The sequence below is a fragment of the Pseudomonas chlororaphis subsp. chlororaphis genome, assembly GCF_003945765.1.
Taxonomy (GTDB): domain Bacteria; phylum Pseudomonadota; class Gammaproteobacteria; order Pseudomonadales; family Pseudomonadaceae; genus Aquipseudomonas; species Aquipseudomonas chlororaphis.
The window spans coordinates 1,214,461-1,241,451 of record NZ_CP027712.1 but is presented as its reverse complement, the minus strand read 5'-3'; the positions used below and the strand labels follow the sequence as shown (position 1 = coordinate 1,241,451).

The following is a 26,991-nucleotide window of genomic DNA, read 5'->3' as shown; positions in this document are numbered from 1 at the left end:
CTCTACCGTCCAATCTTTGTCCTACAAGGATCTTCCATGCCGCTTACCGCCAAACCCCTTGCCGGCCTGAAAGTCGTCGAACTCGGCACCCTGATCGCCGGCCCGTTCGCCTCGCGCATCTGCGCCGAATTCGGCGCCGAGGTGATCAAGGTCGAATCGCCGGACGGCGGCGACCCGCTGCGCAAGTGGCGCAAGCTGTATGAAGGCACATCCCTGTGGTGGTTCGTCCAGGCGCGCAACAAAAAGTCCCTGACCCTGAACCTCAAGCACCCGGACGGCTTGGAGGTGCTGAAGAAGCTGTTGGCCGAGGCCGACATCCTGATCGAGAACTTTCGCCCCGGGGTCCTGGAAAAACTCGGCCTGGGCTGGGACACCCTGCACGCCCTCAACCCCAAGCTGGTGATGGTGCGCCTGTCCGGCTTCGGCCAGACCGGGCCGATGAAGGACCAGCCCGGTTTCGGCGCGGTCGGCGAATCCATGGGCGGGCTGCGCTACATCACCGGTTTCGAGGACCGTCCGCCGGTGCGCACCGGCATTTCCATCGGCGACTCGATTGCCGCCCTGTGGGGCGTGATCGGCGCGCTGATGGCCCTGCGGCACCGTGAGGTCAACGGCGGCCAGGGCCAGGTGGTGGACGTGGCGTTGTACGAAGCGATCTTCGCCATGATGGAAAGCATGGTCCCGGAGTTCGATGTCTTCGGCTTCATCCGCGAACGCACCGGCAACATTATGCCCGGCATCACGCCCTCCTCCATTCACACCAGCGCCGATGGCAAGCATGTGCAGATCGGCGCCAACGGCGATGCGATCTTCAAGCGCTTCATGCTGCTGATCGGCCGCGACGACCTGGCCAACGACCCGGCCCTGGCCAGCAACGACGGCCGCGACAGCCGGCGCGACGAGCTGTACGGAGTCATCGATCGCTGGGTCAACTCGCTGCCGCTGGAGCCTGTGCTCGAATTGCTGAACCAGGCACAAGTCCCTGCCAGCCGCATCTTCAGCGCCGAGGACATGTTCAGCGATCCGCAGTTTCTCGCCCGGGAAATGTTCCTCCAGGCCAAGCTGCCGGACGGCAAGGCATTCAAGATGCCCGGCATCGTGCCGAAACTCTCGGACACCCCGGGCTCGTCCGAATGGGTCGGCCCCGCGCTCGGCGAACACAATGCCCAGGTACTGGGCGCCCTGGGCTACGACGAGCAGCAGATCAAAAGCCTGCGTGACAACGGCGCGATCTAGTTTGAAAAACGATGCCTTTTACCGACAAGGATCAGCAGCCTGATGACCCCATGCCGTAGCAGGCGAATGATTCGTGGCATACGCCTGTTGTCGATGCTGCTGGCGCTCGGCGCCTGGTCACCGGCCAGCCAGGCCCGGGACACGCTGATCTGGGTGTTGCGCGACCTGCCGCCGATGACGATTTTCGAAGGTCCGCAAAAAGGCCTGGGCGTGATCGATCAGGCCCTGCCCGTGCTGATGGCCAGCCTGCCGGAGTACGACCATCAGTTCGTGCACGTCAACCGCGCCCGGGCCATGCAGATGCTCCGGGAACTGCCCTTCGTCTGCGATCCGGCGCTGCTGTTCACCCCGCAGCGAGCACAATGGCTGGCGTTTTCCATCACCACTTTTCGTATATTCAGCAACGGCCTGGCGGTACGGCGCCAGGACCGTCCCGACCTGCTGCCGTTTATCCATGACGGCCAGATCGACCTGGGCGCACTGCTGGTCAGCCCCCTGCACAATGTGGGCGTGGTGGCCGAGCGCAGTTATGGCGAACCGATCGACAGCCTGCTCAAACAGGCTCCGCTCGGCGCGCTGATGGCCCACTACGGCAACAGCGCCATCGGCAACCTGCTGCAGATGCAACGCCACGGGCGCCTGAAAGCCTTGATCGGTTACCAGACAGAAATCCGTTTCCAGGCGCAACAGCAAGGGATCGATCCCGATGAGCTGGAGTTCTACCCGATCCAGGGCATGCCCAGGTACCAGTCAGTGAACGTCGGCTGCTCGAACACAGCGCAGGGCCGGCAGGCGGTGGAGCGCATCAACCGGGCGCTGCTCGAACTGCGCCCGCACACCTTGCTGGAGCTTTATGCCCAGTGGCTGGAACCGTCGCAGCGCGAGCAATACCGCAGCGATGCCCTGGCGTTTTTCCGCGACACGCCGCAGCGATAAAAAATCCGGGCAAAAAGAAACCCCGAGCAGTGGGGAGACGACTCGGGGTTAAACGTGGCCTGAAACCAGACCCGCGCAACAGGCGACAAGCACCGGAGCACAATGCTCGATCCTGTTGCCAAGGGTCTGACTGATGGCTTGCTGCGAAGGTTCCCGAAAATTCCAGTCAGCGTGCGCTGTCGAACGTCTTCTCCCGGGCCACATTGCGCAAGGCCGCGATGACACAGGGTTCCAGACGGCCTTCGGCGATCAATACGTCGCGATGCAGACCGTCGACGACATCGGTCAACTGGCGCTTGTCGGTCAACTGGGCCTGGCTGAACTCGCGCTCGACCACGATGGCCCCCAAGGCATTCTTCAGGGTTACCAGGCATTCCCCCTGCGCGCGCGGGGTCAGAGTTACCTGATACGGGCTCAAAGCTTCACCCAACAATAGGCTGATACTTTCCATCTCGATCACCACTCAATAGCTGGAATTAAGGCTCGAATACACCAATGCCGGTAGCTTTCTGGCATTCAAGTGACCATCGCCCAGAGAAGAAAGTTCGCAACCGCTGGCGGTTGCCGACCTGAGTCGATCCAGCATGCCCGCAAAACATGACAGATAAAAAACAGCCCGGATCAGACTAGAATCGGCACTCAAACCAGAAACGAACGCGACGGTGCCGGTTGATCGATCAGCGCCTCGACCTTCTTGTAGCGCAATACCGCCTGTTGGCAGGAATAGCGCCGAGGGTCGATCCGAACCGGCATCGCGACCTGCTCCCGAGGCGGATTTTCAGGCCTGGCGCAGGTCTTTCTGGCAGGTGGGGGTGTGGCCATGGGGGCCCTCTCCTCGAGCGGTTGGCAAAGCCCGGCGGCGCAGCGATGACGGTTGCCCGGTTGCAGGGCCTGTCCGAAATGCTGCCTTCTCACCGGAGCGAGTCTTGAATCAAACGTCCAATAAAAAACTGCGGATCGTCCTGGCCGACGATCACCCGATTTTCCTCATCGGCCTGCGGGCCGTCCTGGAGCGCGACGACAACCTGGAGATCGTCGGCGAAGCCAGCTCCCCGACCGCCCTCGGCGAACTGCTGCAAAGCTGTCCCTGCGACGTACTGGTCACAGACTTCATGATGCCGGGCGAACAGCAGAACGATGGCCTGCGCCTGATCGAGCAACTGCGCCGGCATCATCCCCAGCTGCCGATCGTGGTGGTGACCATGCTCAACAATGCCGGGCTGTTCCGTTCGATTCTCGACCTGGGCGTCTCGGGGCTGCTGAGCAAGGCCAGCCTGGCCGACGAGCTGCCGGCGGCGATCAGCCATGTGCGCCGCGACAAGGTGTTTGTCGCCCAGGCCATCCAGCAACTTCTCAGCCTGGCGGGCGAGGTCGGACCGGATCGCTTGTTGTCCGGAGAACAGCTGTCGCCCCGCGAGCTCGAGGTCATCCGCCTGCTGGCGGCCGGGCTGACGGTCGGGGAAATCGCCGCGAAGCTCAGCCGCAGCAAAAAGACCGTCAGCACCCAGAAGGTCAGCGCCATGCGCAAGCTCGGCCTGTCCAGCGCCGCGGCGCTGTACATCTACGTGCAGGAACACGGGCTCGCCTGAGCCCGGCTCAGCCGGCCTGCTCGTCGAGGTCGTCATGCAAGCGCCGGGCGATCCACTGGCGCACGGCGACGGCGCTCATGGGCTCGGCGATGAAACAGCCTTGCAGGCGCGCCTGCCCCAGCTTCTTGGCCGCCTGGTAGTCGGCGGCGCTCTCGATACCCGCCAGCACCACGCCCAGCGACATGCGCCGGGCCATGCTCATGGCGCCGGCCACCACGGCCGCCTTGCGCTCATCGCCAGCCAGCCCGCAGACAAAGGCCGGCGGGATCTTCAGCTCGGTGAACGGCAATTCCAACAGGCGCTGCAGGCTGGTGCCGCCGGTGCCGAAGTCGCCAATCGACAGCTTGCAGCCGATCATGCGCAGGCGCAGCAGGGCCTCCACATGGGCGATATCGGTTTCCAGTTCGGTGGTCTCGACAATTTCCAGGGTCAGCAGGCGTGCCGGCACTTCAAAACGCCGTAGCAGGGTTTCCAGCTGGCGCGCGAAGTTCGGCAGTTCCAGCATGCCCACCGGGATATTCACCGAGATCGCCAGCGAACGGCCCATGACCAGGCGCACTCCGGCCGACAATTGCAGGGCCTGCTCCAGCATGAGCCAGGTGAAGGCTTCCTCCAGGCCGGCGAATTCGATCACTGGCAGGAACTCGGCGGGCAGCATCAAGCCGTGTTCCGGGTGCTGCCAACGCGCCAGCGCCTCGACGCCCAGGACCTCGCCGTCCTGGCTGACCACCGGCTGGAAATGCGCGACCCCATGGCGCTGTACCGCCGCCTGCCCTTCCTCGGCGGTCGGCACCTCCGGCTGGAACACATCCAGGGCCAGGGTTTCGCGCACCTGGGCCAGCGACAAGTCTTGCGGCCCAGGCTCGAAACATTGCTGGTACAGGCCCAGCAGTTCATTGACCAGGGTCACCGAGGCCGGCTTGGGCAGACAGCCCAGCACATTCAGGCCCTGCTGCCGGGCCATCGCCGCGGCGCCTTCGCGGACATCCGCTTGCGCGTCGCTGAGAATGATCAGCGCCCTCGCCCGTTGCTGCTCTGCCAGGTAGCGAATCAGTTCCAGCCCGTCGGCCTGCTCCAGGTACAGATCGCAGATGGCGATATCCACCGGCCCCTTGCTGTCCAGGGATTGCCGGGCGGCGGCAACGCTTTCGGCATTCAACACGTTGAACACGCCATTGGCGTTGAGCATCTGGTGCAGGGCCATCAACTGGAACGAATTGTCTTCAAGAACGAGCACTTTCAACCTGTGCATGGAACGACCTCCGATACGGCGAGAGCGGCGAGAATCCGCAGCGGGCCGGTACGTTAATCGCAGCGAGCAGGCCGCCCCATAAGACAAGTCTTAATCGCTACCCAGATGCGGCTCGATATCGCTGCGCAAGCAGCCGATGGCCTCCTTCAGGCGCAGCCAGTGCTCCGCCAGCACCGCCGTCGAGTGGGCCCGGGCAACGGCCTCCAGGTCGATGCAGACCTGGGCCAGCGGCAGCGCATCGATCAGGCAGCACACCCCTTTGAGGCGGTGCGTGGACGCGCCGATACGCGCCCAGTCCTGCTCCAGCACCGCCGACTCCAGGGCCGCCTGCTCCTGCCCCAGGTTGCTCCACAGCTCGCGCAGCATGCGTTGCAGGATCGGCTCGTCCGCCTGGGTCATGGAGCGCAGGGTCTGGATGTCGAAGGACGGCGGCGGCAAGAAGCGCGCAAGCATCTGCGCCAGCCGGTCCAGGGTCACCGGCTTGACCAGCAGTTCATCCATGCCGGCCTGCTCGCAGCGCTGCTGCTCATCCTCGAAGGCATTGGCCGTGCAACCGATCAGCGGGCAGGCGTCACGCCCTTCCCGGGCCTCGATCTGCCGTATCGCTTCGCTCAGCTGATAACCGCTCATGCCCGGCATGTGGCAGTCGGTCATCACCAGGTCGAACGCCTCGCCCTGCCAGCGCGCCAGCGCCGCCTCGGCGCTGTCAAGCGCCACCACCTTGTGCCCGAGGAACATCAGTTGCTGGCTGAGCACCATGCGATTGGCGCGCACGTCGTCGACCACCAGCACCGACATGCGACGGCTCTGCGGGCGCTCGCGAGTCACCTGGGGCGACTGGCTGAAATCCTCGACCACCTGTTCCGGGTAAAGCTCAAGGGTCACGGTGGTTCCCGCGCCAGGTTGGCTTTGCAGCAGAATGCGCCCGCCCATCAGCTCCACCAGTTGCTTGCAGATACTCAGGCCCAGGCCGGTGCCGCCCTGCTCCGGCGTCGTCTGCAGATGGGCCTGGATGAACGGATCGAACAGGCTCGCCTGCTTCTCGGGGCTGATGCCCGACCCGGTGTCGGCCACGCTGATGCACAAACGGTCGGCGCCATGTTCATCGGCCTGGCGCTCCACGGACACCCGCACCTCACCGGCCTGGGTGAACTTCAGGGCATTGCTCAGCAGGTTGTGCAGCACCTGGCGCAGGCGCAGCGGGTCGAGCCAGTAGAAACCGTCCGCCGCCTTGTCGAAGGCCAGCGTCAGATGCAGCCCCTTGTTGCGCGCGGTGACCTCGAACAATTGCTGTATGTCTTCGAAGAAGCCTCGCAGGGCCACGGTCTGCGGCGCCAGCTGCATGTGCCCGGCCTCGATCTTGGCCAGGTCGAGGTTATCGCCCATCAGGCCGACCAGCTCCTGCGCCGATTGGTAGGCCACGCGCAGCGCATCGGAAAACGGCATGCCGCGCAGGCGCGCCTGTTCCTTTTCCAGTTCCAGCAAACCGATGATCGCATTCATCGGCGTGCGTATTTCGTGGCTCATGGTCGAGAGAAAGGCGCTCTTGGCGTAGTTCGCCTGATCCGCCGCGCGACGCGCTTGCAGCAGCTCTTCCTCCAGGCGCTTGCGCTCGGTGATATCGATCCAGCCCCCCAGCAACCCCTGCAACTCACCCTGGGCGCTGTAGAACGGCACCGTCCATTGATAGACATGCACCGGGCCCCTTCTGGACTCGATCTGACGGTCGACGAACACCGACTCCTGGGACTCCAGCTGCTCCAGGAACTCGCGGTGCAACTGCCGGGCCGTGGCCTCGGGCAACACATCCAGCTCGGTCAGGCACAGCCCCTTGATCTGTTCCAGGCGCATGCCGGTCTGGGTTTCGTAGCTTTTGTTGCAGGTGATCAGGCGCCCGGCCAGGTCGCGGACGAAGATCGGGTTGGGGATACCGTCGAGCAAGGCGCGCTTGAACGCCACCTGGTCGTTGAGTCGTTGCTCGGCTTGCAGGCGCTGGCGGATCTGCCCCTTGAGCCGGGTGTTCCAGGCCAGGGACAGCAGGCCGAACAGGATGGCGGTGAAGGTGACCCAGTAGATCCACACTGGCACCCGCTGCCACATGGGCACCGGCACCGGGGTCACCCCCAGCCATTTCAGGCGGATGGCGCTGAGCTCGGCCACCGGGAAGGCTTCCAGGGCCTTGTTCAGAATGCTCAGCAGCTCGGGCTGGTCCCGGCGCACCGACAACTCGTCGGCCGACCACTTGCCTTCGACACTGCGGCCGATGCGCAGCCCGTTCGCCGGATACCCCTGCACCTCGACTTCATTCTGGATAGTCGCGTCGGCCTCGCCATTGGCCACCAGGGCCCGCGCCTCCTGGTAGGTAGCGACCGAACGCAGGCGGACCTTCGGGTAGTTCTGCCGGACGTAGCTCTCCAGCGCATGCTTGGCCGGCAGCGCCAGCACCCTGCCCGCCAACTGGCTGAAGGTGTTGAGCTGGATGTCCTCGACGCGGACCACGAACACCCAGGCCGAACCGCCAAAGGGGTGGGTGAAGTCGAGGAAGCCGCAGCGCTCGTCATTGGCCGACAAGGTGGTGTTCATCTGGGCCCGGCCCTTGAGCAGCAGGTCCAGGGTATGGGTCGTGGAAAAGCTTTCCTCCTGGATGAACTGCAGGCCGGTCATTCTCGAAATGCGGTTGAGCAGGTCGATGTTCAGCCCGGTCCACTGGCCGTCCTTGTCCTTGAACACGTAGGGTGGGTACTGCTGGGAAGCCACCACCACATGCTGATGTTCGAGCAGCCAGGCGCGCTCCGCCTTGCTCAACTTGATCCGCTCGTCGCCGGTGCTGGCGCCCAGCCCGGTAGTCCAGCGGGCCAGGATTTCCCGGTCCGTGGAATCGTCGATGCTCTCCAGCGCTCGCTCGATCAGGCGGCTCAACAACGGGTCGCTCTGGCGCGTGGCGAAGGCAAAGCCGATCGGCGGCAGCCGGCTGCCGGTGCGGACCTGCAACCCCAGGTAAGGACGCAGCGCCTTGTAGGCACGGACGATCACTTCATTGCCGATAAAGGCATCGACATCCCCCTGATTCAGCGCTTCCAGGCCGCTGTACAGATTGGGCGAGAGAATGATCTGGCTGTGGGGATAAGCCGCGTGGGCGACCTTCGCGTCCGCATACCCTTCCAGCAGCACCACTTTCTTGCCGGCCAGGTCCTCGGGGATCTGGGCCTCGTCCCGGCGTACGACCACCACCGCCCGGTCAGGCATGTAGTCGCTGGAAAAGTGCAGACCGGCAACCCCGCGCTCGTAACCGTTGGCGCTGGTGAGAATATCGATCGTGCCATTGCGCAGCGCCTCGACCGCTTGCTCGCGCTCGGAGAACCCCAACACCTCCATGGGCATGCCCAGGCGTTCGCCGACCAGGCTCAGGTAGTCGGCGCTGATACCCTGGTAACGATTGCGGTCGCGCGTGATGTCGATCGGCTGGTAGTCATCGATCGAAATGCCCACCTTCAAGGTGCCACGGCCCGCCAGCCATTGCCGTTCGACCGGGGCCAGGGTGAGCGGCTCCAGTTCGACGAAGGCTGGCACCAGCTTGAAGGGCAGGTTCTGCGCCGCCATCAGGCACGGGGCCAGGGCCAGCGTCGCCAAAACCATCAATGTGCACAAAACCGGGCGCAGCAACATAAGTATCCTGTGGGTGATCCTCGACGCGTCGCCGCCCTGTCCTTGAGCTCCGTCCTTAAGCTCCGTCATTGAAGGCACGCCGCGATAAACAGCCTGTGTATAAAAAGACAAAGCCCGTCAGAGACGGGCCTTGTTGACGATCGATGTCAGTCGATCAGAGCGGTTTGCCGCGATTGCCGTGCTGGCTGACGAAGGCCTGGACGGCCTTCAGGTCGTTGGCCAGGACGGTGCAACGCTCTTCGCGCTCGAACAGATCGGACAGGTGCGCCGGCAATTCCAGGGCCTTGCCGATCCCGGCCTGCTCCACCGCTTCCGGGAACTTCACCGGATGCGCGGTGCCCAGCACCACCATCGGGATATCCAGGCTGCGACGGCACTCACGGGCGGCCTTGACGCCGATCGCGGTGTGCGGGTCGAGCACTTCGCCAGTCTGGGCGAAGACTTCGGCGATGGTCTCGCAGGTCTGGGCGTCGTCCACGGCCAGGGAGTCGAACAGCTTGCGCGCTTCGGTCCAGCGCTCCTGCTCGACGCTGAAACCGCCACCCTGCTTGAAGGAGTCCATCAGCCCGGCCAGCGCGGCACCGTTGCGACCGTGCAGGTCGAACAGCAGGCGCTCGAAGTTCGACGAGACCATGATGTCCATCGACGGCGACAGGGTCGCGTGCAGGGTTTCCTTGACGTACTGGTTGCCGCTCATGAAGCGGTGCAGGATGTCGTTGCGGTTGGTGGCGACGATCAACTGATTGATCGGCAGGCCCATGTTGCGGGCCAGGTAACCGGCGAAGATATCGCCGAAGTTGCCGGTCGGCACCGAGAACGCCACCGAACGCGCCGGGCCTCCCAGTTGCAGGGCTGCGTGGAAGTAGTAGACGATCTGGGCCATGATCCGCGCCCAGTTGATCGAGTTCACCGCCACCAGGCGGGTGCCCTTGAGGAAGCCCTGGTCGGCGAAGCTGGCCTTGACCATTTCCTGGCAGTCGTCGAAGTTGCCTTCGATGGCGATGTTATGGATGTTCTCGCCGAAGATGGTGGTCATCTGCCGGCGCTGCACTTCGGACACACGGTTGTGCGGGTGCAGGATGAAGATATCGACGTTGTCGCAACGCTTGCAGCCTTCGATGGCGGCCGAACCGGTATCACCGGAAGTGGCGCCGATGATCACCACGCGCTCGCCGCGCTTCTCCAGCACGTAGTCCAGCAGGCGACCCAGCAGCTGCAGGGCGAAGTCCTTGAACGCCAGGGTCGGGCCGTGGAACAGCTCCAGGACCCACTCGTTGCCGTTCAGCTGGCGCAGCGGAGCGATGGCGTTGTGGGAGAAAGCGCCGTAGGTTTCCTCAAGGATTTTCTTGAAGTCGGCATCCGGAATGCTGCCGGTGACGAACGGGCGCATCACCCGGAACGCCAGCTCGTGATACGGCAGGCCGGCCCAGGAAGCGATTTCCTCCTGGGTGAAACGTGGCAGGTTTTCCGGTACGTACAGACCGCCGTCGCTTGCCAGGCCGGCCAGCAGGACGTCTTCGAAATTCAGGGCCGGTGCCTGGCCGCGGGTGCTGATGTAACGCATATAAGCAAACCTTTGGTGTGGAGCTGCAAGCTTCAAGTGACAGGCGACAAGTCAAAGCGAATCGGCTTTTACTTGCAGCTTGCGGCTTGGCGCTTGCCGCTGAATTAATTCAGATGTTCGACACGGATCCGCACGACCGGACCGACCACGCCCTGCAGGGCTTCCAGCGCGGTGATCGCATCGTTGATGCGCTGTTCCACCACACGGTGGGTCAGCAGGATCATCGGCACCAGGCCGTCGTGTTCTTCGACCTCTTTCTGCATGATCGACTCGATGTTGATGCCGCGCTCGGACAGGATGCTCGCCACCTGGGCCAGTACGCCCGGGTGATCCTTGGCCTGGATCCGCAGATAGTAGGCGCTTTCGCAGGCCTCGATCGGCAGGATCGGGTGCGCCGACAGCGAGTCCGGCTGGAAGGCCAGGTGCGGCACACGGTTTTCCGGGTCGCTGGTCATGGCGCGAACCACGTCCACCAGGTCGGCGATCACCGACGAAGCGGTCGGCTCCATGCCGGCGCCGGCGCCGTAGTACAGGGTGGAGCCGACGGCGTCGCCGTTGACCATCACCGCGTTGAACACGCCATTGACGTTGGCGATCAGACGATCGGCCGGGATCAGCGTCGGGTGCACGCGCAGCTCGATGCCGGCATCGGTGCGGCGGGCCACGCCCAGGTGCTTGATGCGATAACCCAGGGCCTCGGCGTAGTTCACGTCGGCGGTGGTCAGCTTGGTGATGCCTTCGGTGTAGGCCTTGTCGAACTGCAGCGGGATACCAAAGGCGATGGACGCCAGGATGGTCAGCTTGTGCGCGGCGTCGATGCCTTCGACGTCGAAGGTCGGGTCGGCTTCGGCGTAACCCAGGGCCTGGGCCTCGACCAGCACGTCTTCGAAGGTGCGACCCTTCTCGCGCATTTCGGTGAGAATGAAGTTGCCAGTGCCGTTGATGATCCCGGCCACCCAGTTGATACGGTTGGCCGACAGGCCTTCGCGGATCGCCTTGATGACTGGAATACCACCCGCCACGGCGGCCTCGAACGCCACGATCACACCCTTCTCACGGGCCTTGGCGAAAATTTCGTTACCGTGTACGGCGATAAGCGCCTTGTTGGCGGTGACCACATGTTTACCATGCTCGATGGCCTTGAGTACCAGCTCGCGGGCAACGGTATAGCCGCCCATCAGCTCTATGACGATGTCGATCTCAGGGTTCGTGGCCACTTCGAACACATCGTTGGTAATCGCAATACCGGTCGTTTGGAACTGAGGCTTTGGCGTGCGCATGGCAATTTGTGCCACTTCGATTCCACGCCCGGCACGACGAGCAATTTCCTCGGCGTTACGCTGAAGTACATTGAAGGTACCGCCACCGACGGTACCCAGCCCACAGATGCCCACTTTGACCGGATTCACTCTGAACTCCCCATGAAACGGCCGACACTAGGTCGGCCGTGGAAAACAGCCGCAAACCACACGGCTCTCTATTAATGACGCGTCGGCCACAACCGCCGCGTCATGATCGTCAAAGGCTCGACGACGCAGGATTATTTCGCGCCCAGCGCCAGTTTGGCGACTTGTGGCGCAGGCTGGTAGCCCGGAATCACTTGGCCGTCGGCCAAAACGATGGCCGGCGTGCCGTTCACCCCGATCGACTGGCCCAGGGCGAATTGCTTGGAAACCGGGTTGGCGCACTTGGCGGCCTTGATTTCCTTGCCATCGACCATCTTGTCCATGGCCGCTTTCTTGTCGGCCGAGCACCAGACCGCCTGCAATTGCTCGTCGCCCGGCGAACCCAGGCCCTGGCGCGGGAAGGCGACATAACGCACTTCCACGCCCATCTTGTTCAGCTCAGGCACTTCGGCGTGCAGCTTGTGGCAGTACGGGCAGGTGGTGTCGGTGAAGACGGTGATGTGGGTCTTGGTTTCGCCGATAGCCGGGTAGACCACGGTTTCAGCGACCGGAATGGCGTTGATCAGCTTGGCCACGCCCAGGCGCTCGGTCTTTTCGGTCAGGTTGACCGGCTTGCCGTCCTTGAGCTGGAACAGGTAGCCCTGCATCACGAACTGGCCGTCGGCGCTGGCGTACAGCACGCGGCTGCCCTTGAGCTTGACTTCATAGACACCGGGCAGCGGGCTGGCGCTGATGCTTTCTACCGGGACTTCGAGTTGCAGGCCCTGGAGGCTTTTACGAATCGCTTTTTCGGCGGCGTCATCGGCCATAACAAAGGTACTGGCCAACGCAATGGCTGCCGCGGCGATTATCTGGGTCACGCGCATTGGGAACTCCTGAAGGCGGACAAATGGGACGGTCAGAACGCCCGTACTGGAACACCGGGTCATAACGGCCCACTTTGTAAACCGGCAAAGCCTACCACATAAGGCCCGCCTGGCGGGCTCCCGCTGAGCCAAGCCGGTCATTTGCCGATCGGCGCGGAACCGCTCCCGGGTCGCCGCAGCCGGCGTTCGCGGCGACCGACACCTCACTCAACCGCGGGGATGGTGCTTGGCATGCAGGTCCTGCAAACGGGCCCGGGCGACATGGGTGTAGATCTGGGTGGTCGACAGATCGCTGTGGCCCAGCAGCATCTGCACCACCCGCAGGTCGGCGCCGTGGTTGAGCAGATGGGTGGCGAAGGCATGTCGCAAGGTATGCGGCGACAGCGACTTGCCGATCCCGGCGACCTTGGCCTGATGCTTGATCCGGTGCCAGAAGGTCTGCCGGGTCATCTGCTCGCCACGTTGGCTGGGGAACAGCACATCGCTGGGCCGCCCGCCGAGCAGCTCGCCACGGGCATCGCGCATGTAGCGCTCGACCCAGACAATCGCTTCCTCGCCCATCGGCACCAGGCGCTCCTTGCTGCCCTTGCCCATCACCCGCAACACGCCCTGGCGCAGGTTGACCTGCTCCAGGGTCAGGCTGATCAGCTCGGTCACCCGCAGGCCGCAGGCATACAGGACTTCAAGCATGGCGCGATCGCGCTGGCCGATGGCCTCGCTCAGGTCGGGAGCGGCCAGCAGGGCCTCGACATCGGCCTCCGACAAAGACTTGGGCAACGGCCGCCCCAACTGCGGCATGTCGACTTGCAGCGTGGGGTCCACGGCAATCAGCTTTTCCCGCAGCAGGTAACGATAGAAGCCGCGCACCCCGGAGAGAAAACGCGCGGTCGAGCGTGGCTTGTAGGCCTGCTCCACCCGCCAGGCGAGGTGGTCGAGAATCAGCTCGCGGCCGGCATTCACCAGCTCCAGCCCCTTTTCCTGCAGCCAGCCGTTGAACAACGCCAGGTCACTGCGATAGGCCTCGCGGGTGTTGTCCGAAAGGCCCTTTTCCAGCCATAGCGCATCGAGGAAACGGTCTATCAGGGGATGGTCGATGGCAGGCATAAATACTCGAAAGGCGCGGCCTTGAGGCCGGGCGCAAATAAATAGTGAACTGTGCAGAGGGTCGCTAGTCTTTCATAGCCCGCTATTTCAAGGAACAGGGAGCTTCAATGAACGAACAACAGATTCTGTTGGCCTTTGGCGGCATAGGCGTGGCGGCAGTGGGCTGCCAATGGCTGGCCTGGCGCCTGAAACTGCCGGCCATTCTGTTCCTGCTGTTGAGCGGCATTCTCGCCGGCCCGGTCCTGGGCTGGCTCGACCCGCAGGAACTGTTCGGACCGCTGCTGATGCCACTGGTGTCGCTGGCGGTGGCCTTGATCCTGTTTGAAGGCAGCCTGACCCTGCACCTGTCGGAGTGGCGCGAGATCGGCAAGGTGGTGCACCGGCTGGTGACCATCGGCGCCCTTTCGACCTGGGCGGTGATCACCCTGGCCACGCACTGGCTGCTGGGCTTCGACTGGTTGCTGGCGCTGCTGTTCGGCACCCTGACCCTGGTCACCGGACCCACCGTGATCGTGCCCATGCTGCGGGTGGTGCGGCCCAAGGCGTCGATCGCCAACATCCTGCGCTGGGAAGGCATCGTCATCGACCCGATCGGTGCCCTGCTGGCGGTAGTGGTCTACAGCTTCATCATCGCCAGCGCCGAGGGCCAGGGCCTGCAGCACAGCCTGATGACCTTCGGCGGGGTGATCCTCTGCGGCAGCCTGTTCGGCATCGTCGGCGGCTGGGTGCTGGGGACCATCATGCGCCGCCAGTGGCTGCCGGAATACCTGCACAACCTGGCCACGCTGGCGGCGGTGCTGGGCATCTTCATCGGCGCCAACCAGATGATGCATGAGTCCGGCCTGCTGGCCGTGACCCTGATGGGCATGTGGATGGCCAACATGAAGGACGTCGACGTCCGGCACATCCTGCACTTCAAGGAAAACCTCAGTGTGCTGCTGATTTCCGGGCTGTTCATCCTGCTGGCGGCGCGCCTGGACCTGCATGCCCTGATCGCCCTGGGGCCGCTGGTGTTGATTCTGCTGCTGGTGATCCAGTTCATCGCCCGGCCATTGAACGTGCTGCTGTCCACCGCTGGTTCGAACCTGAGCTGGCGCGAGCGGGCCCTGCTGGCCTGGATCGCGCCTCGAGGCATCGTTGCCGCGGCGGTCTCGGCGATCTTCGCCATTCGCCTGGACCAAGCTGGTCATGAAGGGGCGCTGCTGCTGGTACCGCTGACCTTTGCCGTGATCATCGGCACCGTGGTGCTGCAAAGTGCCACTGCGCGGCCGCTGGCACGTCTGCTGAAGGTCGCGGAACCGGCGCCAAGCGGCTTCCTGATCGTCGGCGCGAACGCTCCGGCGCGAGCCATCGGCAAGGCCCTGCAACAACTGGGCAGCCGCGTGCTGCTGACCGACTCGAGCTGGGAAAACATCCGTGCCGCGCGCATGGACGGCCTGCCGACCTATTTCGGCAACCCGGCATCGCAACATGCCGATGCCCATCTGGACCTGGTGGGGCTTGGCCATCTGCTGGCGCTGTCGCCCTCCGGCGAATTGAACACCCTGGCCTCCATGCGTTTTCGCCACGACTTCGGCCATCAGCGCCTGTTCGGCCTGGCCAACAGCCAGGAAAGCCGGCGCACCGACAAGCACCGGGCCAGCCATGAACATCGCGGGCACCTGCTGGGTAACGAGACGCTGTCCTACAGCAAACTGGCCAGCCTGCTGGGACAGGGTGCGGAGCTGTACAGCACCAACCTGACCGAAGGTTTTGGCTGGGAGGATTACCAGGCGCTGCATGGTGAGCGGGCGACCCTGCTGTTCGCTCGCGACAACAGCGGCTGGGTGCATGTGCTGACGCCAGGCAGCGCCCTCAAGCCCTCCGCGGGCTGGACCCTGGTGGCGTTGATTCAGAAGGATACGGCGGCCTGATAGCCCATCGCGGGCAAGCCTCGCTCCTACAGAACGGTGAAATCCCACAAGAGCGAGGCTTGCTCGCGATCAGTCGACAAACCCCGGCAGCACCGGTACCGGGCGCTTGTCATCATCGATAGCGACAAAGCTGAACAGGCCATGGATGGCCTTCTCTCGCCCATCGCAGCTCATGCTCTCGACGAACACCTCAACCTCGACCTTGAGGCTGGTATTGCCGACCTTCACCACCCGTCCCACCAACTCGACGATGGAGCCGGCGGCAATCGGGTGATTGAAGTCGATACGGTCGGTGGACACGGTGACCAGCGGCAACCGGCAGAAACGGGTCGCGGCGATGAACGACACTTCGTCCATCCAGGCCAGCGCCGTGCCGCCGAACAGGGTGTTGTGGTGGTTGGTGGTCGACGGGAATACCGCCTTGGTCACGCGGGTCACCGACAGCTCGGTCCGGCGTTGGATTTCTTGCTCGCGGGGGCTCATGGTTCTACTGCCTGAAACACAATTCGGGGATAAATGACGGGCAACAAAAAAGCAGCCCGTAGGCTGCTTTTTTCTGCATCGGAAGCTGGACTTAAGCCAGTTTTTCCTTGATGCGAGCTGCTTTACCCGACAGGTCGCGCAGGTAGTACAGCTTGGCTTTACGTACGTCACCGCGACGCTTGACAGCCATGCTGTCGATTTGCGGGCTGTAGGTCTGGAAAGTACGCTCTACGCCAACACCGTTGGAGATTTTACGAACGGTGAATGCACTGTTCACGCCGCGGTTACGCTTGGCGATTACAACGCCTTCGAACGCTTGCAGACGGGAACGATCGCCTTCCTTCACTTTCACCTGAACGACAATGGTGTCGCCCGGGGCAAAGGCTGGGATCTCTTTGGTCATCTGCTCTGCTTCGAGTGCAAGAATGATTTTGTTGGTCATGCTGTGCTCCTAAGGTAAATCGTCAGATCTACCATCGATACGTTGTTAACTATCGTCCCGCTCGCGGATGTATTCCTCGAGCAGCTTCTTCTCTTCTCCAGAAAGCGAGCGGCTTTCCAGAAGATCGGCGCGTCGTTCATAGGTCCGACCAAGGGACTGCTGTAAACGCCAACGCCGGATGTGTGCGTGGTTGCCACTCAGCAACACGTCGGGAACACGCTGATCCGCATACACCTCCGGTCGGGTGTAGTGCGGGCAATCCAGCAGACCATCCGTGAAGGAATCCTCCTCCGCGGAATCCGCATGCCCTAAAGCTCCGGGCAGCAGTCGCGTAACCGCATCAATCAGGACCATCGCCGGCAGCTCGCCACCGGAGAGTACATAGTCGCCAATCGACCACTCTTCATCGACATGAGCTTCAATAAAACGCTCGTCAATGCCTTCATAACGACCGGCAATCAGGATCAATGCATCCTCATTCGCCAACTCGCGTACCGCCGACTGAGTCAGTCTGCGGCCTTGGGGCGACAGGTAAATCACCTTCGCGCCCTCCCCGGCTGCCTGCCTGGCCTGAACCAGAGCATCTTCCAGGGGCTTGATCTTCATCACCATGCCCGGGCCACCGCCAAATGGGCGATCGTCCACAGTGTGATGTCGATCCGTGGTGTAGTCTCGCGGATTCCAACAGGTCAGCTGCAAGAGCCCCTGTTTCACCGCGCGGCTGGTTATGCCGTAGTCGCTGATGGCGGAAAACATCTCGGGAAACAAACTGATCACTTCTACGCGCAGGCTAGCCACGTTCAGAAGTCCGCGTCCCAATCCACCTTCATCTCGCCCGCTGCCAGGTCGACGGCCAACACGCATTGCTCGGTATAGGGCAACAGGCGTTCGCGATCATCCAGGCTGCCAGCGCAAGGCTTGACCACCATTACATCGTTCGAGCCGGTCTCCAGCAGGTGATCGATCTTCCCGAACAGTTGTCCGTGAGTGTCGATGACCTTGAGACCTTGCAGCTGGTACCAGTAGTACTCGCCGTCGGTCAGTTCAGGGAACAGGTTGCGCGGCACGCAGATCTCATAACCAGCCAGAAGACGCGCTTCTTCACGATCATCGAGACCTTTGAGCTTTGCGACCAGGAATTTTTCATTCCCGCGTCCGCTGACCAGCTCAACCTGTTTCACGCTACCTTCGCGCTTGAGCGTCCAGGTTTTGTAATCCAACAGGTTTTTAATCGGATCAGTAAAGGAATAAACCTTCACTTCGCCGCGAACGCCGTGAACAGAGTAGATTTTGCCGATAACGATCAAATCATCAGCAGGAGCAGGCGTCGCGTTCATAGGGTTCAGGCTGCAGCCTTAGCCGATTCCTTCAACAGCTGAGCAACGCGCTCAGACGGTTGTGCACCAACGCTCAGCCAGTAGGCTACGCGCTCTTGGTTCACGGACAGGCGGACTTCTTGACCACGAGCGATCGGGTTGAAGAAGCCAACTTGTTCTTTGTGCGAACCGTCGCGTGGGTTGCGGCTGTCGGTCACGGTCAAGTGGTAAAACGGGCGCTTTTTGGAGCCGCCAAGGGCAAGACGGATTGTTAGCATGTGAACATCGTTCCTGTAGTCGGTGCTGCAAATCTAAATGCACAGCGGGCATGGGTGCCCGAAAGGCCGCATATTCTAAGGAATATCCGGACTTTTGCAAATGACTTTTTCCGGCGCCTACCGGCTGCCATCCAGATTTGCTATAGGGCCGTTGGCAACAACGGCGAGTCAGCTCCCGCCAAGCGCGGGTTTGCTGGAGGTCCCGCGTCCCCGCGGGAAACGCCGGCATGGCTGCCGGCGCGGATTCTTCAGATCTTCGGCATGCCGCCGCCGGGCAACATTCCACCCATGCCGCGCATCATTTTCGCCATCCCGCCCTTGGCGGAGAATTTCTTCATCATCTTCTGCATCTGCTTGTGCTGCTTGATCAAGCGACCGATGTCCTGCACCTGGGTGCCGGAACCCATGGCGATCCGACGCTTGCGCGAACCGCTGATCAGCTCGGGGTCGCGGCGCTCGGCCGGGGTCATGGAGTTGATGATGGCTTCCATCTGCTTGAACTGCTTCTCGGCCGCGCCCTGGGCATTGCCCATTTGCGCCAGGTTCACGCCACCGATATTCGGCAGCTTGTCCATCAGACCACCGAGGCCGCCCATGTTCTTCATCTGTTGCAGCTGATCGCGGAAGTCTTCGAGGTCGAAGCCTTTGCCTTTTTTCAGCTTTTTCGCCAGCTTGTCGGCTTTTTCCTTGTCGAGGGTCTGTTCGGCCTGCTCGATCAGGCTAAGCACGTCGCCCATGCCGAGGATGCGCGAAGCGATACGCTCAGGGTGGAACGGTTCGAGCGCTTCGCTCTTCTCGCCCATACCGATGAACTTGATCGGCTTGCCGGTGATCGCACGCACCGACAGCGCGGCACCGCCACGGGCATCGCCGTCGACCTTGGTCAGGATCACGCCGGTCAGCGGCAGTGCGTCGCCAAAGGCCTTGGCCGTGTTGGCAGCGTCCTGGCCGGTCATGGCGTCGACCACGAACAGGGTTTCCACCGGCTTGACCGCCGCGTGCAACGCCTGGATCTCGTCCATCATGTCAGCGTCGATGTGCAGACGACCGGCGGTGTCGACGATGACCACGTCGATGAACTTGAGCTTGGCTTCTTTAATAGCCGCTTCGGCGATCGCGACCGGCTTCTGGCTCAGGTCGGACGGGAAGAAGGTCACGCCAATGTCGTTGGCCAGGGTTTCGAGCTGCTTGATCGCCGCCGGACGGTAAACGTCGGCGGATACCACCATCACGCTCTTCTTCTTGCGCTCTTTAAGGAAGCGCGCGAGCTTGCCGGCGGTGGTGGTCTTGCCGGCGCCCTGCAAACCGGCCATCAGCACGACGGCAGGCGGCACGGCGCTCAGGTTCAAATCTTCGTTGGCCGCGCCCATCAGGCTTTCGAGTTCGGCCTGGACGATCTTCACGAACGCCTGGCCGGGGGTCAGGCTGCGCGACACTTCAGTGCCAACCGCACGTTCCTTCACCGAGTTGACGAAGTCCTTGACCACCGGCAGGGCGACGTCGGCTTCGAGCAACGCCATGCGCACTTCGCGCAGGGTGTCTTTAATGTTGTCCTCGGTCAGCTTGGCCTTGCCGGTGACATGGCGCAGCGTCTGCGAGAGACGGTCGGTTAGGTTTTCAAACATGCGCGATCCTTTCAGGCCCTAAGTAGACCGAGGTAATGGCGGCTCGGGGCCCCTATATTAAAGAGGTGCTCCGTGGGCAGGTCGCGGATTATAGCGAAGACTGCGTGCGACGCACAGCCGCCGTCTGGTTGCACGGTCTTTCGTGTGATGGCGGTTCTATGCCAAACTCAACGACTTTCGGGCTTGCCTAACAGGATTTATGCTCCCCTTGTCACCCAGCTTGCTAACCACCCTCGCCGCCGCCTGTCTCTATGCCGCTGCGACCCTCTATCAAGGCACTCGTCTGGCTCAAGCCGCCAAGACGAACAAGCGCCTGCTGGTCTCGCTCGGCATCCTTGCCCTGCTCGCTCACAGCGCCAGCCTCCTGACCCACCTGATGACGCCCGTGGGCCTGGGCCTGGACTTCTTCAGCGCCGCCAGCCTGATCGCCGCCGCGGTGATTGCCCTGACCCTGCTGGCCTGCTCGCGCATTCCGGTGGAGAACCTGCTGGTCCTGCTGTTTCCGCTGGGGGCGCTGACCGTGCTGCTGGCGCAGTTCGTGCCCACCGGCACGGTGCCGGTGATCGACGAAGAGCCAGGCATCCTCGCCCATATCCTGCTGTCGATCCTCGCCTACGGCATGTTCACCATCGCCGTGTTCCAGGCCCTGTTGCTGCTGGTGCAGGACCACCAGCTCAAGCACAAGCACCCGTCCGGGCTGATCAAGAACTTTCCGCCGCTGCAGACCATGGAGAGCCTGCTGTTCGGCTTCCTCTGGGCCGGCTGGACCCTGCTTTCGCTGTCGCTGATCTCCGGCTGGCTGTTCGTCGAGAACCTGTTCGCCCAGCACCTGGTGCACAAGACCCTGCTGGCCTGCCTGGCCTGGGTGGTGTTCAGCGTGCTGCTGTGGGGCCGCAACCGCCTCGGCTGGCGCGGACACAAGGCGATTCGCTGGACCCTGGCCGGCTTCTGCCTGCTGATGCTGGCGTACTTCGGCAGCAAGCTGGTCCGTGAATACATCCTGCATATCTGACGAGCGGCGATAATGGACAACCTGCCCATAGAGCCGATGCTCGTGGTCCTGGCCTTGCTGGTGCTGTGGTCGGGGCTGTTCACCGCCATCGAAGCCGCCCAGCAACACCTGCTGAGCCTGCGCACCGCTTCGCGCTCCGGCGACAAACCGCTGGCGCGCCTGAGCTTCCCGCGCGACAGCCTGATTCTCTGCAACACCCTGTGCCGGGTGCTGGCGGTCATCATCAGTACCTTGCTGGCGCTCCTGCAGTGGGCGGAAAACGGCCCCTGGCTGGCCTGCCTGCTCGCCACCAGCGTGTTACTGGTACTCGCCGACTACCTCCCGCGCACCCTGGCCACCCGTTATCCGGATGCGATCCTCAGCCTGGGCAATACCCTGCTGGGCGTGCCGCTGAAGATCATCTACCCCGCGGCCTGGCTGCTCGACAGCATCAGCCAGCTGTTGCTGCGCCCCTTCACCCGCAAGGCCGGCGCCGTCAAGCAGAGCGAAGACGAGCAGGCCGCCGACCCGGACGGCGCCGAGGAACATGCCAACGGCCGTCCGCACCCGGTGTCGGGCATCCATGCCCTGGACAACATCACCGTCAATGACATCCTGGTGCCGCGCAGCGAGGTCGACGGGATCAACCTCGACGACCCCATCGCCGACATCATCGAGCAGCTGCGCCTGTCCAAGCGCACCCGCCTGCCGGTGTTCCACAGCGATATCAACCAGGTCGAGGCGGTCCTCAACACCCGCCAGATCCGTCACCTGCTGGCGGATGCCAGCCTGACCCAGGAGGCGCTGCTGGCGGCCTGCCACGAACCTTACTTCGTGCCGGAAAGCACCCCGCTGCAGCTGCAACTGCTGAACTTCCACAAGCAGCAGCGCCGCCTGGGCATGGTGGTGGACGAGTACGGCGAAGTGCTGGGCATCGTCACCCTGGAAGACATCCTCGAAGAAATCGTCGGCGAATTCGAAAGCGAACACAGCCTCGACAACCCGCATATCCATCCCCAGGCCGACGGACGTTTCGTGATCGAAGGCGCGGCCTCGATTCGCGAACTGAACAAGAGCCTGGGCTGGCACTTGCCCTGCGACGGCCCGAAAACCCTCAACGGCCTGGTCACCGAAGCGCTGGAGACCATTCCCGACAGCGCCGTTTGCCTGAAGATCGGCCGCTACCGCCTGGAAATCCTCGAAACCGAGGACAACCGGGTCAGTCGCGTGCTGATCTGGCACACCAAGCCGCTCACCGCGCCCGCCCTGTAGCCCTGTAGCCCTGTAGCCGCTGGCGCAGCCTGCGATCGACGGCGCAGCCGGCGCAAAACCTGCCAATACGCTGTATCAGACAGAACGCGGATACAGGGTTTGCGACCGACTCGCGGTCGATCGCAGCCTCGCAGGCTCGGCAGCGGCTACAGGGTTTCAAGTCCCGCTTGTTTGATCGTTAGGGGCCTTCCTATAATCGATCCGCTTACCCAAGCCCCGCAGCACCCGCGTGCTACCCGCACCCAGCGGCTTCTGCCCTGCTCCGCCCGCTTCTGGCAGGTTTCGCTCCCACCCCGAGCCGCGCCCGCGCCAAACCCACATCCCTGGGTGTTCGACCATAATAATTCGCTCCCATGGAGCACATGACTGTCAGGGATAACCGCATGACGACCAGCACCACTTACAGCGCCTCCGTGCCTGCCCAGCCGACCAACTCCGCCAGCCGCGTGGCCACCGCCAGCTTTATCGGCACCGCCATCGAGTTCTACGACTTCTACGTGTACGCCACTGCCGCCGCGCTGGTGATCGGCCCGGTATTCTTCCCGCAGACGTCCGGCACCGCCCAGATGCTCTCGGCGTTCCTGACCTTCGGCATTGCCTTCCTCGCCCGCCCCCTGGGCTCGGCGCTGTTCGGCCACTTCGGCGACCGGATCGGCCGCAAGTCGACCCTGGTGGCATCGCTGCTGCTGATGGGCGTGTGCACCACGCTGATCGGCGTGCTGCCCGGCTATGACAGCATTGGCGCCTGGGCACCGATCCTGTTGTGCCTGCTGCGCTTCGGCCAGGGCCTGGGGCTGGGCGGCGAATGGGGCGGCGCCGCGCTGCTCGCCACGGAAAACGCGCCCAAAGGCAAACGCGCCTGGTTCGGGATGTTCCCGCAGTTGGGACCATCGATCGGTTTTCTCGCGGCCAACGGCCTGTTCCTGACCCTGGCCATGAGCCTGAGCGACGAACAGTTCCGCTCCTGGGGCTGGCGCATCCCGTTCCTGCTCAGCGCCGCCCTGGTGCTGGTCGGCCTGTATGTGCGCCTGAAACTCCACGAAACCCCGGTATTCGCCAACGCCATCGCCCGCCAGGAGCGGGTCAAGATGCCGCTGGTCGAGCTGTTCAGCCAGTACTGGCTGCCGGTGCTGCTGGGCGCTGCGGCGATGGTGGTGTGTTACGCGCTGTTTTATATCTCGACGGTGTTCTCGCTGAGCTACGGCGTCGCGACCCTCGGCTACAGCCGCGAAACCTTCCTCGGCCTGCTGTGCTTCGCAGTGCTGTTCATGGCCGCGGCCACGCCGCTGTCGGCCTGGGCCAGCGACCGCTATGGACGCAAGCCGGTGCTGATCATCGGCGGCCTGCTGGCGATTCTCTCCGGCTTCACCATGGAACCGCTGCTGACCCAGGGCTCGACCTGGGGCGTGGCGCTGTTCCTGTGCATCGAGCTGTTCCTGATGGGCGTGACCTTCGCCCCGATGGGCGCCCTGCTGCCCGAGCTGTTCCCGACCCACGTGCGTTATACCGGCGCATCGGCGGCCTATAACCTGGGCGGCATCGTCGGCGCCTCGGCGGCACCGTTCTTCGCCCAGAAGCTGGTGGCGATGGGGGGATTGAGTTGGGTTGGCGGCTATGTGTCGGCGGCAGCGGTGCTCAGCCTGATCGCTGTGCTGTGCCTGAAGGAAACGCGCAATAACGACCTGAACCAGGTCGGCTGAGAGATTGTTATCGCGGGCAAGCCTCGCTCCTACAGAAGAAGATCGCGCTCTTCTGTAGGAGCGAGCGGGCGGCGATCTGACTTGCCGCGATGTTTTTTACAGCTCTACAACGACCGCCTGGGAAGCGCGAGTCGCCTTGGCCCGCGCGGCCTCGATCGACTCGTCGCGCGCCAGGGCCACGCCCATGCGGCGCTGGCCGTTGACTTCGGGCTTGCCGAACAGGCGCAGGGCCGTATCCGGCTCGCTCAGGGCCGCGCCCAGGTTGGCGAAAGCGGTCTGGGTCGACTGGCCTTCCACCAGGATCACCGCCGAAGCCGACGGGCCGAACTGACGGATCAACGGGATCGGCAGGCCGAGAATCGCCCGCGCATGCAAAGCGAACTGCGACAGGTCCTGGGAAATCAGGGTCACCAGGCCGGTGTCATGGGGACGCGGCGACACTTCGCTGAACCAGACCTGGTCGCCCTTGATGAACAGCTCGACGCCGAACAGGCCACGGCCACCCAGGGCCTCGGTCACGGCCTTGGCCACGCGCTCGGACTCGGCCAGGGCTTTCGGGCTCATGGCCTGGGGCTGCCAGGACTCCTGATAATCGCCCTTCTCCTGGCGGTGGCCGACCGGCGCGCAGAAGGTGGTACCGCCAACGTGGCGCACGGTCAGCAGGGTGATTTCGTAATCGAAATCGATGAAACCTTCGATGATCACCCGGCCCTTGCCGGCACGCCCGCCTTCCTGGGCGTAGTCCCAGGCCTTCTGCACGTCGTCGACGCTGCGCAGCAGGCTCTGGCCCTTGCCCGAGGAACTCATCACCGGCTTGACCACGCAAGGGAAGCCCAGGTCGTCCACCGCCTTGCGGTAGTCTTCGAAGGTATCGGCGAAGTGGTAAGGCGAGGTCGGCAGGTCCAGTTCTTCGGCGGCCAGGCGACGGATGCCTTCACGGTTCATGGTCAACTGGGCGGCCCGGGCGGTCGGGATCACGGTGAACCCTTCGGACTCCAGCTCCACCAGGGTGGCGGTGGCGATGGCTTCGATCTCCGGCACGATGAAGTGCGGCTTCTCCGCCTCGATCACTGCACGCAGCGCGGCACCGTCGAGCATGTTGATCACATGGCTGCGATGGGCGACCTGCATCGCCGGCGCATTGGCGTAGCGATCCACGGCAATCACCTCAACGCCCAGGCGTTGCAGCTCGATCACCACTTCCTTGCCCAACTCACCACAGCCACACAGCAAAACGCGGGTCGCGGTTGGCGACAATGGAGTTCCGATACGGGTCATCTGAAAGTCCTCAAAAAGGAGCGGATCATCGAGGGTCGCACACCAGGCAGGCGGCCCATGGGGAAGAAAGCGCGGCATTTTACATGAACCGCGCGCTTTGGCCTCAGCTGGCGCACGCCGCCTTGCGCAAACGCCAGGCCATGGCCAGCCAGACCACGGTCACGCCGGCGAACTTCGACCCCAGCGCCGTGAGGATCACGCCCGGGGTCAATGCATCGATCAGGCCGAAAAAGATAAAGGTGTCCAAGGGAATGCTCAACGCCGAACTTATCCACAGGCGGTCGTGCAGCGGGCGCTTGGTGATACTGAACACCAGCCAGTCGATGCACTCGGAGACCGCGAACGCCGTGGCGCTGGCCAGGGCGATGGCCGGGTCGGAGGTCACGTAGGACAGCACCAGCGCCACCAGCATGGCGACGAGCGCGCCATGGCCGAAGCGGGTCTGCACCATGTCCCGCAGGACGAACACCAGCCCGCCCCAGGCCGACCAGATGATGTCCAGGTGCGGAGCGGTAGAAAAAGCGTAGTTGATCAGTACGACACTGCCGATATAGGCGATCAGGAAGAGCATGGGGTGAAAAGTACCTGTCAGTAAGGCGCACAGGGTACTTCAGGCGGATGGGATGGGCCAGACGGGAGCTGGCCCGAGATAGCCGTCTAGCCGGACTGGGTGCCGATCATCCACAGCACCCCGCTGGACTTGGCGCGCTCATGACACAGCGCCAGCACCTCGCGGCGCTCGGCGTTGTCCATGCGGCTCCAGCGGGTGATCTCGCTCACCGTGCGCTGGCAACCGGTGCAGATATCGTCATCGTCCAGCGCGCAAATGCTCACGCAGGGCGAACGGACGGGTTTTTCGGGTTTGGTCATTGTTCTTGCTCGGCCAGATCGCGGGCGTAACGCTGGGAATTATGCACATAGTGCGCGGCGCTGGCTTCGAGCATCTTCTTCTGCTGCTCGGTCAGTTCACGGACCACCTTGCCCGGCGAGCCCATCACCAGCGAACCGTCAGGGATCTCCTTGCCTTCGCCGATCAGCGAGTTGGCGCCGATGATGCAGTTCTTGCCGATCTTCGCGCCGTTGAGAATCACCGCGTTGATGCCGATCAGGCTGTAGTCGCCGACGGTGCAGCCATGCAGCATGGCGTTGTGGCCAATGGTCACGCCGGTGCCGATGGTCAGCGGAAAGCCCATGTCGGTATGCATCACCGTGCCGTCCTGCACGTTGCTGTTCCTGCCGATCAGGATCAGCTCGTTGTCGCCACGCAGCACCGCGTTGAACCAGACGTTGGCCCCCTCCTCCAGCTTGACCTTGCCCACCAGCGTGGCATTGGGTGCGACCCAGCTTTGCGGGTGGGTTTCGACACGGGCGTCGCCCAGGCGGTATTTCATATTGTTGTCCTCAAGGCCAGGCAGGTTCATATACACAGTGGGGGTCAGGCCATACGAGCGATGGCTTCAAATATTGATAAAGCTTTTGGGCGGTTGGTGCAGGCTGATCTGGGCGTCATACAGCAGGTTGATCAGCTCGACGATCATGATCGCCGTCAGGCCCCAGATCTTGTACTCGCCGAAGCGGTAGCTCGGCACGTACCAGCTGCGGCCCTGATAATCGATGCGGTGAGTATGCTCGCGCGGGTCCTGGCGGAAAAACTCCAACGGCACGCTGAATACCGCGGCGATCTCGGCGTCATTGGCCAGGTACTCGACGTAATCGGGAATCACCCCGACATAGGGCGTGACCTTGATCCCGTGCAGGGAAATCAGCGGGCTTAAAGGGCCGATCACCTCCACCAGCCCTGGAGGCAGACCAATTTCCTCTTCGGCTTCGCGCAGGGCGGTAAAAACCAGGTCGGGGTCTTCCGGGTCGCGGCGGCCGCCGGGGAACGCCACTTCGCCGCCGTGGGTGGACAATCCTTTGGCGCGCAGGGTCAGCACCAGCTCAGGCTCGTCACTGCGGGTAATGGGCACCAGCACGGCGGCCTCGGGGAAACGTCGATCCGTCTCCAGCGGTCGCGGCGTATGGTTGCTTACCCGGTGCAGTAGCTCGTCCAGCATGAGTCTTCTCGATCTGT

General features: G+C 63.2%; 25 protein-coding genes. 7 read left to right on the top strand and 18 right to left on the bottom strand.

Translation table 11 applies throughout. The annotated features are described in order from the left end of the window. Positions 1-36 precede the first annotated feature (36 nt). Together C4K27_RS05495 and C4K27_RS05490 are read left to right on the top strand one after the other, a co-directional pair. A complete protein-coding gene (locus C4K27_RS05495) occupies positions 37-1,236 on the top strand; it encodes a CaiB/BaiF CoA transferase family protein (RefSeq protein ID WP_053259754.1) in 1,200 nt (399 codons plus the stop codon). Between the two features lie 66 nt (positions 1,237-1,302). After that, positions 1,303-2,172 carry a TIGR02285 family protein gene (locus C4K27_RS05490; protein WP_394325634.1) on the top strand — a complete coding sequence of 290 codons (870 nt, stop codon included), beginning with the start codon at positions 1,303-1,305 and terminating at the stop codon, positions 2,170-2,172. Positions 2,173-2,338: 166 nt separating this feature from the next. Here C4K27_RS05490 and C4K27_RS05485 read toward each other — a convergent pair whose 3' ends face one another. Continuing rightward, a complete protein-coding gene (locus C4K27_RS05485) occupies positions 2,339-2,623 on the bottom strand; it encodes a DUF3509 domain-containing protein (RefSeq protein ID WP_053259753.1) in 285 nt (94 codons plus the stop codon). Between the two features lie 475 nt (positions 2,624-3,098). Between C4K27_RS05485 and C4K27_RS05480 the strand changes: the two genes are divergently transcribed. Next, a complete protein-coding gene (locus C4K27_RS05480; RefSeq protein WP_007923029.1) occupies positions 3,099-3,761 on the top strand; it encodes a response regulator in 663 nt (220 codons plus the stop codon). A 7-nt stretch (positions 3,762-3,768) separates the two neighbouring features. Here C4K27_RS05480 and C4K27_RS05475 read toward each other — a convergent pair whose 3' ends face one another. The 6 genes from C4K27_RS05475 to xerD all read right to left on the bottom strand — a co-directional run bounded on the left by C4K27_RS05475 (position 3,769) and on the right by xerD (position 13,619). Next, positions 3,769-5,013 (bottom strand): EAL domain-containing response regulator, encoded by a 1,245-nt coding sequence (locus C4K27_RS05475; RefSeq protein ID WP_053259752.1) that lies wholly within the window; start codon positions 5,011-5,013, stop codon positions 3,769-3,771. Positions 5,014-5,103: 90 nt separating this feature from the next. Beyond that, positions 5,104-8,679, bottom strand: coding sequence for an ATP-binding protein (locus tag C4K27_RS05470; RefSeq protein ID WP_053259751.1), 3,576 nt, complete (start codon positions 8,677-8,679; stop codon positions 5,104-5,106). A gap of 154 nt (positions 8,680-8,833) precedes the next feature. Beyond that, positions 8,834-10,243, bottom strand: coding sequence for a threonine synthase (gene thrC / locus C4K27_RS05465; protein WP_053259750.1), 1,410 nt, complete (start codon positions 10,241-10,243; stop codon positions 8,834-8,836). A 104-nt stretch (positions 10,244-10,347) separates the two neighbouring features. Next, a complete protein-coding gene (locus tag C4K27_RS05460; RefSeq protein ID WP_007927672.1) occupies positions 10,348-11,652 on the bottom strand; it encodes a homoserine dehydrogenase in 1,305 nt (434 codons plus the stop codon). A 131-nt stretch (positions 11,653-11,783) separates the two neighbouring features. Next, positions 11,784-12,515 (bottom strand): thioredoxin fold domain-containing protein, encoded by a 732-nt coding sequence (locus C4K27_RS05455; RefSeq protein ID WP_007927673.1) that lies wholly within the window; start codon positions 12,513-12,515, stop codon positions 11,784-11,786. 207 nt (positions 12,516-12,722) lie between these two features. Beyond that, positions 12,723-13,619: a site-specific tyrosine recombinase XerD gene (xerD, locus tag C4K27_RS05450; protein ID WP_009042324.1), complete on the bottom strand. Its 897-nt coding sequence runs from the start codon at positions 13,617-13,619 to the stop codon at positions 12,723-12,725. Between the two features lie 107 nt (positions 13,620-13,726). Between xerD and C4K27_RS05445 the strand changes: the two genes are divergently transcribed. Then, positions 13,727-15,532: a cation:proton antiporter gene (locus tag C4K27_RS05445; RefSeq protein ID WP_053259749.1), complete on the top strand. Its 1,806-nt coding sequence runs from the start codon at positions 13,727-13,729 to the stop codon at positions 15,530-15,532. A gap of 69 nt (positions 15,533-15,601) precedes the next feature. On the opposite strand, the gene C4K27_RS05440 is transcribed toward C4K27_RS05445, so the two are convergent. The 6 genes from C4K27_RS05440 to ffh all read right to left on the bottom strand — a co-directional run bounded on the left by C4K27_RS05440 (position 15,602) and on the right by ffh (position 19,676). After that, entirely contained in the window at positions 15,602-16,015 is a 414-nt protein-coding gene (locus tag C4K27_RS05440) for an acyl-CoA thioesterase (protein ID WP_007927676.1), read from the bottom strand. A 91-nt stretch (positions 16,016-16,106) separates the two neighbouring features. Then, entirely contained in the window at positions 16,107-16,457 is a 351-nt protein-coding gene (gene rplS, locus C4K27_RS05435; protein ID WP_009047143.1) for a 50S ribosomal protein L19, read from the bottom strand. A gap of 45 nt (positions 16,458-16,502) precedes the next feature. After that, positions 16,503-17,255, bottom strand: coding sequence for a tRNA (guanosine(37)-N1)-methyltransferase TrmD (trmD, locus tag C4K27_RS05430; RefSeq protein ID WP_053260045.1), 753 nt, complete (start codon positions 17,253-17,255; stop codon positions 16,503-16,505). 2 nt (positions 17,256-17,257) lie between these two features. Next, on the bottom strand, positions 17,258-17,794 hold the full coding sequence (rimM, locus tag C4K27_RS05425) for a ribosome maturation factor RimM (RefSeq protein ID WP_007927679.1): 537 nt from the start codon (positions 17,792-17,794) through the stop codon (positions 17,258-17,260). A 5-nt stretch (positions 17,795-17,799) separates the two neighbouring features. Further along, entirely contained in the window at positions 17,800-18,051 is a 252-nt protein-coding gene (gene rpsP / locus C4K27_RS05420; RefSeq protein ID WP_007927680.1) for a 30S ribosomal protein S16, read from the bottom strand. A gap of 248 nt (positions 18,052-18,299) precedes the next feature. After that, entirely contained in the window at positions 18,300-19,676 is a 1,377-nt protein-coding gene (ffh, locus tag C4K27_RS05415) for a signal recognition particle protein (RefSeq protein ID WP_007927681.1), read from the bottom strand. Positions 19,677-19,875: 199 nt separating this feature from the next. Between ffh and C4K27_RS05410 the strand changes: the two genes are divergently transcribed. The 3 genes from C4K27_RS05410 to C4K27_RS05400 all read left to right on the top strand — a co-directional run bounded on the left by C4K27_RS05410 (position 19,876) and on the right by C4K27_RS05400 (position 23,639). After that, the gene (locus C4K27_RS05410; protein WP_007927682.1) at positions 19,876-20,688 is read left to right on the top strand and encodes a cytochrome C assembly family protein; all 813 of its coding nucleotides are present in this window, start codon (positions 19,876-19,878) and stop codon (positions 20,686-20,688) included. Between the two features lie 12 nt (positions 20,689-20,700). Beyond that, entirely contained in the window at positions 20,701-21,939 is a 1,239-nt protein-coding gene (locus C4K27_RS05405) for a transporter associated domain-containing protein (protein ID WP_053259748.1), read from the top strand. A gap of 383 nt (positions 21,940-22,322) precedes the next feature. Continuing rightward, positions 22,323-23,639: an MFS transporter gene (locus tag C4K27_RS05400; RefSeq protein WP_053259747.1), complete on the top strand. Its 1,317-nt coding sequence runs from the start codon at positions 22,323-22,325 to the stop codon at positions 23,637-23,639. Between the two features lie 96 nt (positions 23,640-23,735). Here the strand turns inward: C4K27_RS05400 and purT are convergent, their stop codons facing one another. From purT to C4K27_RS05375, 5 genes are all read right to left on the bottom strand, one after another. After that, on the bottom strand, positions 23,736-24,917 hold the full coding sequence (gene purT, locus C4K27_RS05395) for a formate-dependent phosphoribosylglycinamide formyltransferase (protein WP_007927694.1): 1,182 nt from the start codon (positions 24,915-24,917) through the stop codon (positions 23,736-23,738). Between the two features lie 103 nt (positions 24,918-25,020). Continuing rightward, complete coding sequence (locus C4K27_RS05390) at positions 25,021-25,488, bottom strand: VUT family protein (RefSeq protein WP_053259746.1); 468 nt, start codon at positions 25,486-25,488, stop codon at positions 25,021-25,023. Positions 25,489-25,574: 86 nt separating this feature from the next. Beyond that, complete coding sequence (locus C4K27_RS05385) at positions 25,575-25,787, bottom strand: DUF1289 domain-containing protein (RefSeq protein ID WP_053259745.1); 213 nt, start codon at positions 25,785-25,787, stop codon at positions 25,575-25,577. Beyond that, the gene (locus C4K27_RS05380; protein ID WP_007927713.1) at positions 25,784-26,308 is read right to left on the bottom strand and encodes a gamma carbonic anhydrase family protein; all 525 of its coding nucleotides are present in this window, start codon (positions 26,306-26,308) and stop codon (positions 25,784-25,786) included. The genes C4K27_RS05385 and C4K27_RS05380 overlap by 4 nt, the downstream gene beginning before the upstream one ends. A gap of 66 nt (positions 26,309-26,374) precedes the next feature. Beyond that, on the bottom strand, positions 26,375-26,974 hold the full coding sequence (locus tag C4K27_RS05375) for a CoA pyrophosphatase (protein WP_007927715.1): 600 nt from the start codon (positions 26,972-26,974) through the stop codon (positions 26,375-26,377). Positions 26,975-26,991 lie beyond the last annotated feature (17 nt).

What these genes read in the sequence shown, in the direction of transcription:
- C4K27_RS05495 (WP_053259754.1), top strand. Translation starts at nt 37, where the DNA reads ATGCCGCTTACCGCCAAACCCCTTGCCGGCCTGAAAGTCGTCGAACTC.
- C4K27_RS05490 (WP_394325634.1), top strand. Translation starts at nt 1,303, where the DNA reads ATGATTCGTGGCATACGCCTGTTGTCGATGCTGCTGGCGCTCGGCGCC.
- C4K27_RS05485 (WP_053259753.1), bottom strand. Translation starts at nt 2,623, where the DNA reads ATGGAAAGTATCAGCCTATTGTTGGGTGAAGCTTTGAGCCCGTATCAG.
- C4K27_RS05475 (WP_053259752.1), bottom strand. Translation starts at nt 5,013, where the DNA reads ATGCACAGGTTGAAAGTGCTCGTTCTTGAAGACAATTCGTTCCAGTTG.
- C4K27_RS05470 (WP_053259751.1), bottom strand. Translation starts at nt 8,679, where the DNA reads ATGTTGCTGCGCCCGGTTTTGTGCACATTGATGGTTTTGGCGACGCTG.
- thrC (WP_053259750.1), bottom strand. Translation starts at nt 10,243, where the DNA reads ATGCGTTACATCAGCACCCGCGGCCAGGCACCGGCCCTGAATTTCGAA.
- C4K27_RS05455 (WP_007927673.1), bottom strand. Translation starts at nt 12,515, where the DNA reads ATGCGCGTGACCCAGATAATCGCCGCGGCAGCCATTGCGTTGGCCAGT.
- xerD (WP_009042324.1), bottom strand. Translation starts at nt 13,619, where the DNA reads ATGCCTGCCATCGACCATCCCCTGATAGACCGTTTCCTCGATGCGCTA.
- C4K27_RS05445 (WP_053259749.1), top strand. Translation starts at nt 13,727, where the DNA reads ATGAACGAACAACAGATTCTGTTGGCCTTTGGCGGCATAGGCGTGGCG.
- C4K27_RS05440 (WP_007927676.1), bottom strand. Translation starts at nt 16,015, where the DNA reads ATGAGCCCCCGCGAGCAAGAAATCCAACGCCGGACCGAGCTGTCGGTG.
- rplS (WP_009047143.1), bottom strand. Translation starts at nt 16,457, where the DNA reads ATGACCAACAAAATCATTCTTGCACTCGAAGCAGAGCAGATGACCAAA.
- rimM (WP_007927679.1), bottom strand. Translation starts at nt 17,794, where the DNA reads ATGAACGCGACGCCTGCTCCTGCTGATGATTTGATCGTTATCGGCAAA.
- rpsP (WP_007927680.1), bottom strand. Translation starts at nt 18,051, where the DNA reads ATGCTAACAATCCGTCTTGCCCTTGGCGGCTCCAAAAAGCGCCCGTTT.
- ffh (WP_007927681.1), bottom strand. Translation starts at nt 19,676, where the DNA reads ATGTTTGAAAACCTAACCGACCGTCTCTCGCAGACGCTGCGCCATGTC.
- C4K27_RS05410 (WP_007927682.1), top strand. Translation starts at nt 19,876, where the DNA reads ATGCTCCCCTTGTCACCCAGCTTGCTAACCACCCTCGCCGCCGCCTGT.
- C4K27_RS05405 (WP_053259748.1), top strand. Translation starts at nt 20,701, where the DNA reads ATGGACAACCTGCCCATAGAGCCGATGCTCGTGGTCCTGGCCTTGCTG.
- C4K27_RS05400 (WP_053259747.1), top strand. Translation starts at nt 22,323, where the DNA reads ATGACGACCAGCACCACTTACAGCGCCTCCGTGCCTGCCCAGCCGACC.
- purT (WP_007927694.1), bottom strand. Translation starts at nt 24,917, where the DNA reads ATGACCCGTATCGGAACTCCATTGTCGCCAACCGCGACCCGCGTTTTG.
- C4K27_RS05390 (WP_053259746.1), bottom strand. Translation starts at nt 25,488, where the DNA reads ATGCTCTTCCTGATCGCCTATATCGGCAGTGTCGTACTGATCAACTAC.
- C4K27_RS05385 (WP_053259745.1), bottom strand. Translation starts at nt 25,787, where the DNA reads ATGACCAAACCCGAAAAACCCGTCCGTTCGCCCTGCGTGAGCATTTGC.
- C4K27_RS05380 (WP_007927713.1), bottom strand. Translation starts at nt 26,308, where the DNA reads ATGAAATACCGCCTGGGCGACGCCCGTGTCGAAACCCACCCGCAAAGC.
- C4K27_RS05375 (WP_007927715.1), bottom strand. Translation starts at nt 26,974, where the DNA reads ATGCTGGACGAGCTACTGCACCGGGTAAGCAACCATACGCCGCGACCG.